This window comes from Janthinobacterium sp. BHSEK, assembly GCF_056174685.1.
The window spans coordinates 43,497-53,460 of record NZ_JBWBYV010000057.1 but is presented as its reverse complement, the minus strand read 5'-3'; the positions used below and the strand labels follow the sequence as shown (position 1 = coordinate 53,460).

Sequence of the window (9,964 nt, the reverse complement as noted above, 5' to 3'; positions counted from 1 at the left end):
ACATGTTGCGAAGTTGTTGATCGCAATCATTACCCAAAATTCTAAATAATCCGCTTCTTCCAGATTCATGGCTTTGTCGCTCCACTGAGGACAAATGCCGGTACAAGTTATGCCTGATGACCATAGCAAGTTGGTCCCACCCCTTCCCATCCCGAACAGGACCGTGAAACAACTTTGCGCCGATGATAGTGCTGCAACCAGTGTGAAAGTAGGTTATCGTCAGGCTTGTTATTCGCAGTAGAGAAAAACCCCACCGGATTCCGGTGGGGTTTTTTTTCGTCTGGCGGTTGGATGCGCCGCTGGTGCTGTCGGCTTACGCTGCGCTAAGCCGACCTACGCCGACCTGCGCCGGCCTACCCCTGATCCGACCTACGCCGGCCGACACCGGCCGATATCGACCAAACCGGGTAGGTCGGGTAGGTCGGATTAGCGCGCAGCGCGTAATCCGACAACATTGTTGGTATGGTGGGAGATCAGCTACCGCGATAGGTCGAGTATGACCACGGCGACACCACCAGCGGCACGTGGTAGTTCTCATCCGTATGTGCAATGCCGAAGGACAGCGTCACCAGATCGATGAAGCGGGGCGAGGGCAATTCCACGCCTTGGGCGGCGAAATAATCGCCGGCATTGAATACCAGCTCATACTGGCCCGCTTTCATGCTGTCTCCTTCCAGCAAGGGGGAACTGCAGCGGCCGTCGCTATTGGTTATATCCATCTTCAATAACACTTTACCTTCCGGCGCGACCGAAAATAGGGCCACCTTGACGCCGGCTCCCGGCCTGCCGTGGGCGATATCGAGTACATGCGTGCTGAGTTTTCCCATTTGCTATCCTGTATATAGGGTGAGTGAATGTGCTTATCGTGCAAATCATATACCTGCGTCAGCACCTGGCTATATGATTGGGCGTATAACCAACATTGTCTCCTATAGGCGAGCCACCGCATGAGCACTTATGAAAATTATCCGCGCGACTTGATCGGCTATGGCCGCACGCCACCGCATCCGCAATGGCCGGGCCAGGCCCGCATCGCCCTGCAATTCGTTCTCAATTACGAGGAAGGGGCGGAAAACAGCGTGCTGCATGGCGATCCCGCTTCGGAAACGTTTTTATCGGAAATGATCGGTGCGGCCGCTTTTCCTGCGCGCCACCTGAGCATGGAGTCGATTTATGAATACGGTTCGCGTGCCGGACTCTGGCGTTTGCTGCGCATGTTCGAGGAGCGGCGCCTGCCATTGACGGTGTTTGGCGTATCGATGGCCTTGAAACGCAATCCGGAAGCGGTGGCTGCGTTCCAGCAACTGGGGCATGAAATCGCCTGCCACGGCTTGCGCTGGATTTCCTACCAAAACATGGATGAAGCGACGGAGCGCGAACACATGCGTGTAGCCGTGCAGATCATCCGCGAATTGACGGGTTCCTCCCCGCAAGGCTGGTACACGGGGCGCGACTCTCCGAATACGCGCAAACTGGTGGTCGAGCATGGCGGCTTCCGCTACGACGCCGATTATTACGGCGATGACCTGCCATTCTGGGAAAAGGTGGCGTACACGGACGCGGCCGGCATGCCGGCCATGCAGCCGCAGCTGATCGTGCCCTACACCCTGGATACGAACGATATGCGCTTTGCCGCCATGCAGGGCTTTAATTCGGGCACGCAGTTTTTCGATTACCTGAAGGATGCCTTCGACGTGCTGTACGCGGAAGGCGATCCGAACGGCTTGAACCAGCCGAAGATGCTGTCCATCGGCCTGCATTGCCGCCTGGTGGGGCGGCCGGGACGGGCCGCGGCGCTGGCGCGCTTCCTCGACTATATACAGCGCCATGAGCAGGTCTGGATCACGCGCCGCATCGATATCGCAGAACACTGGCATGCGACGCATCCCTGCACTATCTGATGCATATTGTTATTGGATGATAAGTAAAATCAGTCTTTGCATATAGTTGTCCCATATGCCGGTGTTAATCTCCTATACTGGGACTATACCGAGGCCAGCATGTCAGAACCGATCCGCTTTTACTACCGTGGTGCCGTACAGGAAGTACGCAACGCCGCCCCTACGCAGACTGTGTTGCAGCACCTGCGCGAGGATTTGCATTGCACGGGCACCAAGGAGGGCTGCGCCGAGGGCGATTGCGGCGCCTGCACCGTCGTCATCGGCAGCCTGGTGGATGGCCAGGTCGAGATGAAAGCCGTCAACGCCTGCATTCAGCTGACGCCCACGCTCGATGGCAAGGCCCTGTTTTCCGTGGAAGACTTGCAGCAGCCTGATGGCGCCTTGCATCCGGTGCAGCAGGCGATGGTCGAGTGCCACGGTTCCCAGTGCGGTTTTTGCACGCCCGGCTTCGTCATGTCCTTGTGGGGCATGTATCTGGAGAAAAGTGGCGCCACGCCCACGCGCTGCGAAATCGACGATACGCTGTCGGGCAATCTGTGCCGCTGCACCGGTTACCGGCCCATCATCGACGCCGCCAGGCGCATGGGGGAGTTGCCGCACGTCACGTTTGACCGCGATGCCTTGGCGCAGCAATTGCAGGCGCTGCAGCGCGTCAGCGTGAGTACCTATGAACATGGCGGCCAGCACTTCCACGCGCCGCGTACCATCGATGAACTGGTGGCGTTGCGCGCGGGAAAACCGCGGGCCTGCCTGCTGGCCGGTTCCACGGACGTGGGCTTGTGGGTCACCAAGCAACTGCGCGACCTGGGCGACATCATTTATCTGGGCAATGTGGCCGCGCTGAAAACCATCGGCATCGTTGACGGCCAGCTGCAGATTGGCGCCGGCGCCAGCCTGAACGATGCGTATGCGGCGCTGTGCCGGCATTATCCGGACGAATTGTCGGAACTGTGGCAGCGTTTTGCTTCCTTGCCGATCCGCAACGCGGGTACTCTGGGCGGCAATGTGGCGAATGGTTCCCCCATCGGCGACTCGATGCCGTGGCTGATTGCGCTGGGCAGCGATATCGTGCTGCGCGGCCCGGCTGGACAGCGGATCATGCCGCTGGAGCAGTTCTATTTGGGCTATCAAAAGAAAGATATGCAACCGGGCGAATTCGTCGAAGCCGTGCGCGTGCCCTTGCCCCGTGCCGGCGTGCATTTCCGCACGTATAAACTGGCGAAACGCTTCGACCAGGATATCTCGGCCGTGTGCGCCGCGTTCGCCTTCCAGCTCGACGGCGAGCGCATCGTGGATGCGCGCATCGCCTTTGGCGGCATGGCGGCCACGCCGCAGCGCGCCGCGCAGACGGAAGCGTTTCTGCGGGGGCAGGCGTGGACGGAAGACAATCTGCTCATTGCCATGCGCCTGCTGGCTGACGATTACGTTCCCATGTCGGACATGCGTGCGTCGAACACCTACCGCATGACGACGGCGCAAAACCTGTTGCGCCGCTTCTGGCTGGAAACCCGTCCTGGAGCGCCATTGCCCCCGACGTCCCTCAACGCCTACGCTTGCCGCGCCTGAAAGGACCAGCATGAATTATCCTGCCACGCCCGAACTGCAAGCGGCCGCCTGGGCCGCCGTGGGCAAGCCCAGCCCCCATGAATCGGCGCAACTGCATGTGCTGGGGCAAGCCACGTACACGGACGATATTGCCGAACTGCAGGGCACCTTGCACGCGGCGCTGGGCCTGTCGCAAAAGCCGCACGCGCGCATCACGGCCATGGATATCTCCGCCGTGCGCGATGCGCAGGGTGTCGTCGCCGTCTATACGGCGCAGGACATTCCCGGCACCAATGATTGCGGCCCCATCATCCACGACGATCCCATCCTGGCTTTTGATCTGGTGCAATACGTGGGCCAGCCCATCTTTATTGTGGTGGCCGATACGCACGACCATGCGCGCCGCGCCGCCCGCCTGGCGCAAGTGTCCTATGACGAGTTGCCCGCGATCATGACGCCGCAGGCGGCCAAGGCGGCGCAATCGTATGTGCTGCCGCCCATGCAGCTGACGCGCGGGAATTACCAAGCCGCATTCGAGGGCGCGCCGCATGTGGTCAAGGGCCAGCTGTATGTGGGCGGTCAGGAACAGTTTTATCTGGAAGGACAGATTTCCTACGCCATCCCGAAAGAAGCGCAGGGCATGCTGGTGCTGTGTTCTACCCAGCATCCGAGTGAGATGCAGCACGTGGTAGCGCATGCGCTGGGCGTGCATTCGCACAACATCACGGTCGAATGCCGGCGCATGGGGGGAGGTTTCGGCGGCAAGGAATCGCAGTCGGCCCTGTGGGCGGCGGCCGCGTCGATCGCGGCGGCCAAACTGAAGCGTCCCGTGAAACTGCGCGCCGACCGCGACGACGACATGCTGGTGACGGGCAAGCGCCACTGTTTTTACTATGAGTACGAAGTGGGCTACGACGATGATGGCCGTATCCTTGCCGCCAAGGTCGACATGACCACGCGCGCAGGGTATTCGGCCGACCTGTCCGGTCCCGTCGCCACGCGCGCCGTTTGCCACTTCGATAACACCTATTATTTGTCCGATGTGGACATTCGCGCCGCCTGCGGCAAGACGAATACGCAGTCGAACACGGCTTTCCGGGGCTTCGGCGGGCCGCAGGGCGCTATTGCCATCGAGTACGTGATCGATGAAATCGCCCGCCATTTGCAACGCGATGCGCTCGATATCCGCCTGCTCAACTTCTATGGCCGTAACGATGCGGAAGGGCGCAACGTCACGCCGTACGGGCAAAAAATCGTCGACAACGTGATCCATGAACTCGTCGCGGAACTGGAAGAGAGCAGCGATTACCGGGCGCGCCGCCGCGCTATCGACGCCTTTAATGAGGCCAGTCCTGTCCTGAAAAAGGGGCTGGCATTCACGCCCTTGAAATTCGGCATCGCCTTCAACGTCACGCATCTGAACCAGGCCGGCGCCCTCGTGCACGTGTACGTGGATGGCTCCGTGCTGGTCAACCATGGCGGCACGGAAATGGGGCAGGGCATCAATACCAAGGTCATGCAGGTAGTGGCGCACGAGCTGGGACTGGACCTCGAATGCGTACGCGCCACGGCTACCGACACCAGCAAGGTGGCGAACACGTCGGCCACGGCGGCGTCCACCGGCGCCGACTTGAACGGCAAGGCGGCGCAGGACGCGGCACGCCAGATCCGTGAACGCCTGGCCGATTACGCGGTCAAACTGTACGGCGGCGAATCCGCTGGCGTGCGCTTCTTCGACAAGCATATCCACGTCAATGGTCACGTCGTGCCGTTTGCCGAGCTGGTGCAGAAGGCGTACCTGGCCCGCGTACAACTGTGGTCGGACGGTTTCTATGCCACGCCCGGGCTGTCGTGGGATGCGAAGACGATGACGGGCCATCCGTTTTCCTACTACGCGTATGGCGCGGCCGTGGCCGAAGTGGTGGTCGATACCTTGACGGGCGAATGGAAACTGCTGCGCGCCGATGCCTTGTACGACGCGGGCCAGTCATTGAATCCCGCGATTGATCTGGGTCAAGTGGAAGGCGCGTTTATCCAGGGCATGGGCTGGCTGACGACGGAGCAGCTGTGGTGGAATGGGGCAGGCAAGCTGATGACGCATGCGCCGTCGACGTACAAGATTCCCGGCATTTCCGATTGTCCGGAAGATTTCCGTGTGAAACTGTTCCAGAACAGCAATGTGGAAGACAGCATCCACCGTTCCAAAGCCGTGGGCGAGCCGCCGCTGCTGTTGCCGTTTTCCGTGTTCTTTGCCATCCGCGACGCCATTTCCAGCGTGGGCCATCACGCCGTGCAGCCACCGCTGAATGCACCGGCCACCAGCGAGGAAATTCTCAAGGCGGTCATGGCCGTCCAAGCGGCGCATGCCGGCGCATAGGAGCAGAAGATGAGCGACTGGCTGACGGCAATCGAGAACGACACGCGGGCATCCGTGCTGGTGACGGTGGCCCTGGTGGAAGGTTCCGGGCCGCGCGAGGGGGGCGCGAAGATGCGCGTCACCCTCGAAGGCCAAGTGGACACCATCGGCGGCGGCCACCTGGAATTGCGCGCCGTGGAAATCGCCAAGACCATGCTGACCACGGGCGACACCCGCGCGCGGTTCGAACGTTTTGCGCTGGGCCCCAGCCTGGGCCAATGCTGCGGAGGTGTTGTTTATCTTGCCTTTGAACCTGTCGATGCCAGCTTGAACGATGTATTGTCTGCCTTGCGCGAGCGCCGCCAGCAGGATAGCTGGCGCCTGACGGCGCTCGATGGCGAACCCGCCTCTGCGCTGTTCGATGCTGACGGTCGCTTGATCGCCGGCACGCCAGGCCAGGCGCCCGACACGTTTTCACGCGAGCGCGCAACCCATGTCGTGCAGGGGAGTGACGGGCGGCGCTGGCTGGTCGATCCCTGCCTGGCGCCGCGCGCCCATCTGACCCTGTTCGGCGCTGGCCACGTGGGCGCGGCCATCGTGCGCGCGCTGGCCCACTTGCCCTGCAATGTCACCTGGGTCGATGAACGCGAAGACATGTTTCTCGCAGCATTGCCGGCGGGGTTGCCAGCTAATGTGCGCATCGCCGCCACCGACACGCCCGAAGAATTCGTCGCCATGGCGCCGCCAGGCGGCAGCTATCTGGTCATGACGCATAGCCATGCGCTGGATCAACGCTTGACGCAAGCCATCATGGCGCGCGAGGATGCGGGCTGGTTCGGGCTGATCGGTTCGCACACCAAGCGCAAGCAGTTCGAGCACCGGCTGCAGGCGCGTGGCGTGCCGGACGAGCGCATTGCGGCCATGGTGTGTCCGATCGGCATGCCCGGCATCCGCAACAAGGCACCGGCCGTGATCGCCGCCTCCGTTGCCTGTCAATTACTCATGGTGTGGGAGGAAGCGGCCGCTGCCGCCCTGGCCGCACCGCTGCGGCTGGCGTCTGCCAGCGCGCCACCGCGCCGCAAGCAGCGCGCGGTCAATCATCTTTTATAGAAAGAAGTCATGCCGATTGTTCCTGCCACTTTGCAAGCTTACCGTGCCAGCTTGCTGCACTTCCACGCCGATCCTGCTTTCAGCGAAGAGGCGCACGCCTGGCATGCGGATGGCTTGCTGATCGTGGCCGATGGCAAGGTGGTGGCAGCCGGTGATTACGCGCAGCTGCAAGCGATATTGCCGCCGGTCACGCAGATCGTCGATTACCGGGGCAAGCTGATCGTACCCGGCTTTATCGACACGCATGTGCATTTTCCGCAGACGGAAATGATCGCCTCGCCCGCGCCCGGTTTGCTGCCGTGGCTGGAGACGTATACTTTTCCTACCGAACGCGCGTTTGAGAACCCAGAGCATGCGCGCGATGTCGCCGAGTTCTTTCTCGATGAACTGCTGCGCTGCGGCACCACGACGGCCATGGTGTATGGCAGCGTGCATCCGCAATCGGTCGATGCCTTTTTTGGCGCCAGCGAGGCGCGCGGCTTGCGCATGGTGGCGGGCAAGGTCTTGATGGACCGCAACTGCCCCGAGTTCCTGCGCGACACGGCCGAGTCCGGCGCGCGCGACAGCGAGGAGCTGATCCGCCGCTGGCACAAGCGCGGCCGCTCGCTGTACGCGATCACGCCCCGTTTCGTGCCGACGTCCACGAATGAACAGATGCATCTGGCGGGCGAGCTGGCGCGCGCTTATCCAGATACGTACTTGCAGACCCACGTGTCGGAAAACGAGGATGAATGCCGCTGGGTGCGCGAACTGCACCCGCAGGCGCGCAGCTACCTCGATGTGTATGACCAGTACGGCATGCTGCGCCCACGTGCCATGTTCGGCCACTGCATCTGGCTCGACGAGCGCGACCGCGCGCGCATGGCGGAAACGTCTTCGGCAGCCGCCATTTGTCCTACATCAAACCTGTTCCTGGGCAGCGGCCTGTTCGATTTCGAGCGGGCCGATGCGGCGAAAGTGCTGCTGTCGCTGGCCACCGATGTGGGTGGCGGCACCTCGTTCTCGATGTTGCAAACAATGAACGAAGCCTATAAAGTAGCACGCTTGAAAGGCAGCTATCTGCCCGCCTTGCGCATGTTTTACCTGGCGACCCTGGGCGCCGCGCGCGCCATGCAGCTGGAAGGCACCCTGGGCAATTTCACTGCCGGCACGGAAGCGGACTTCATCGTGCTCGACAAGCAATCGACGCCGCTGCTCGAACGCCGCACGGCTGGCTGTCAAAGCCTGGAGGAATTGCTGTTTGCCTTCGCGCTGCTGGGCGACGACCGCGCTGTGGCCGCCACCTATTCAGGCGGGCAATGCGTGCATGTGCGGGGGCAGGGCTGACCTACCCGTTGTTCAACACGAATTATCCTGAGCGAGAACGCGAATGCACAAGAAACTCACTGGCCTGGCGCTTGGCGCCGCGCTGGCATTGACCGGAACGGCGCAAGCCGCCAAGGCCGTGGCCACTCCGTCTTCCAACGAAGCGGCCACGGCGCGGCATTTTGCCACCCTGCTTGCCGGTGCACAGCCGAAGACAGCCGAGTTGAGCCTGTTCTTTTCCATGATGCCCAAGGGCGGTGATCTGCATCACCATTATTCGGGCGCCATTTACGCCGAGCAATTTCTCGACTGGGTCGACAAGGAAAACTATTGCGTCAACAAGACGACCTACCGCATCGAAAGCAACAAGGACGTCGTGGCGGCCGAGCGCGCCAAGCCGGCCGGACAGCGCAGCTGCCTGTCGTCCACGGAAGTGTTTGCCGACGCGGGCCTGTATGTGGAGTTGCTGCAGCGCTGGTCGACCAAGGATTTCTATAACCACGGCGCCGTCCAGACGCCACCGGACCGTACCTTCTTTGATACCTTCGGCTACTTCGGTCCCGTGGCATCGACGAATACGGCGGATGGCCTGAAAACCCTGAAGCAACGCGCCATCGCGGAAAACCTCAGCTACATCGAGACGATTTTCGAACTGTCGCCCTTCGTGCAAAACACCCAGTTCGACCAGCAAGTGCTGGCACCGGGCTTGCCGCCGGCAGCGTTGCAAGCGCTGCTGGCCAAGTGGACAGCCAGCCTGGAGCAGGACGCCAGCTTCCAGAAGAGCATCACTGCCTATAACGACAATGTGAACGCCAGCAGCGCCGGCATCGACGATGCCAACTTCACCATGCGCTACCAGGCGTATGTGCTGCGCTTCCTGTCGCCATCACAGGTGTTCTCTTCGATGGTGGCGGCCTTCAAGGCGGCCAGCCTGAATCCGCTGGTGGTGGGCGTGAATATCGTGGGCCAGGAAAGCGTGAATGTGTCGATGCGCGACTACAGCCTGCACATGGAAATGTTCAAGTTCCTCAAGACGAAATATCCGAACGTCAAGATCGCCCTGCACGCCGGTGAACTGGCGCTGGGCATGGTGCCGCCGGAAGGCATGGCTTTCCATATCGCCGAAGCCGTCGACGTGGCCGGCGCCAACCGCATCGGCCACGGCATGGATATCGCTTACGAAAATAATGCGCTGGGGACCATGCAGAAGATGCGCGAACGCAATATTCCCGTGGAAGTGAACCTGACCAGCAATGATTACATCCTCGGCATCAAGGGCCAGGCCCATCCGATTACCCTGTACCGCAAGTACGGCGTGCCCTTCGTGATTTCCACCGACGATGCCGGCGTATCGCGCAACACCTTGTCGAACGAGTACGTGCTGTTTGCCAGCCAGTACAAGACCGATTATGCGGAAATCAAAAAGCTGTCGTATAACAGCTTGCGTTATTCCTTCCTGGCGGAGGCGGACAAGCAGCGTTTGCTGAAAGCGCTCGATGCCCGTTTTACCCGTTTTGAAGCGCAAATTGCCGCGGCCGACAAGGCCGGCAAGAGCAGCAAACCGTAAGTTGCGCGACCTTCGCAACTGATACTTTCAGAGCGGCCGGATCTTCCGGCCGTTTTCCATTTTCCCCCTCCAATACCCGCAATGTTTTTTTGTTAATGTTGTGGCGGCCATGCGACACAATTGACGGCAGATACGCGACTTTATCCAATTTCCTGGATGAATCAATTTCAAGTACATATT

General features: G+C 61.0%; 7 protein-coding genes and 1 rRNA gene. 7 read left to right on the top strand and 1 reads right to left on the bottom strand.

Going from position 1 to position 9,964, the window contains the following annotated elements:
* The first annotated feature begins 112 nt into the window (after positions 1 to 112).
* Positions 113 to 225 (top strand): 5S ribosomal RNA (gene rrf / locus AC0V2Y_RS19375).
* Between the two features lie 248 nt (positions 226 to 473).
* Here rrf and uraH read toward each other — a convergent pair.
* Positions 474 to 827, bottom strand: a complete 354-nt coding sequence (gene uraH / locus AC0V2Y_RS19370) for a hydroxyisourate hydrolase (RefSeq protein WP_086145089.1) — start codon at positions 825 to 827, stop codon at positions 474 to 476.
* A 120-nt stretch (positions 828 to 947) separates the two neighbouring features.
* Between uraH and puuE the strand changes: the two genes are divergently transcribed.
* The 6 genes from puuE (at position 948) to AC0V2Y_RS19340 (ending at position 9,784) form a co-directional block, all read left to right on the top strand.
* Entirely contained in the window at positions 948 to 1,901 is a 954-nt protein-coding gene (gene puuE / locus AC0V2Y_RS19365) for an allantoinase PuuE (protein WP_475414096.1), read from the top strand.
* Positions 1,902 to 2,000: 99 nt separating this feature from the next.
* Positions 2,001 to 3,467 carry a xanthine dehydrogenase small subunit gene (gene xdhA, locus AC0V2Y_RS19360; RefSeq protein ID WP_475414095.1) on the top strand — a complete coding sequence of 489 codons (1,467 nt, stop codon included), beginning with the start codon at positions 2,001 to 2,003 and terminating at the stop codon, positions 3,465 to 3,467.
* 10 nt (positions 3,468 to 3,477) lie between these two features.
* The gene (gene xdhB / locus AC0V2Y_RS19355; protein ID WP_475414094.1) at positions 3,478 to 5,823 is read left to right on the top strand and encodes a xanthine dehydrogenase molybdopterin binding subunit; all 2,346 of its coding nucleotides are present in this window, start codon (positions 3,478 to 3,480) and stop codon (positions 5,821 to 5,823) included.
* Between the two features lie 9 nt (positions 5,824 to 5,832).
* Complete coding sequence (gene xdhC / locus AC0V2Y_RS19350; RefSeq protein ID WP_475414093.1) at positions 5,833 to 6,912, top strand: xanthine dehydrogenase accessory protein XdhC; 1,080 nt, start codon at positions 5,833 to 5,835, stop codon at positions 6,910 to 6,912.
* A gap of 9 nt (positions 6,913 to 6,921) precedes the next feature.
* A complete protein-coding gene (gene guaD, locus AC0V2Y_RS19345) occupies positions 6,922 to 8,238 on the top strand; it encodes a guanine deaminase (protein ID WP_475414092.1) in 1,317 nt (438 codons plus the stop codon).
* A gap of 43 nt (positions 8,239 to 8,281) precedes the next feature.
* Complete coding sequence (locus tag AC0V2Y_RS19340; protein WP_475414091.1) at positions 8,282 to 9,784, top strand: adenosine deaminase family protein; 1,503 nt, start codon at positions 8,282 to 8,284, stop codon at positions 9,782 to 9,784.
* Positions 9,785 to 9,964: the final 180 nt, after the last annotated feature.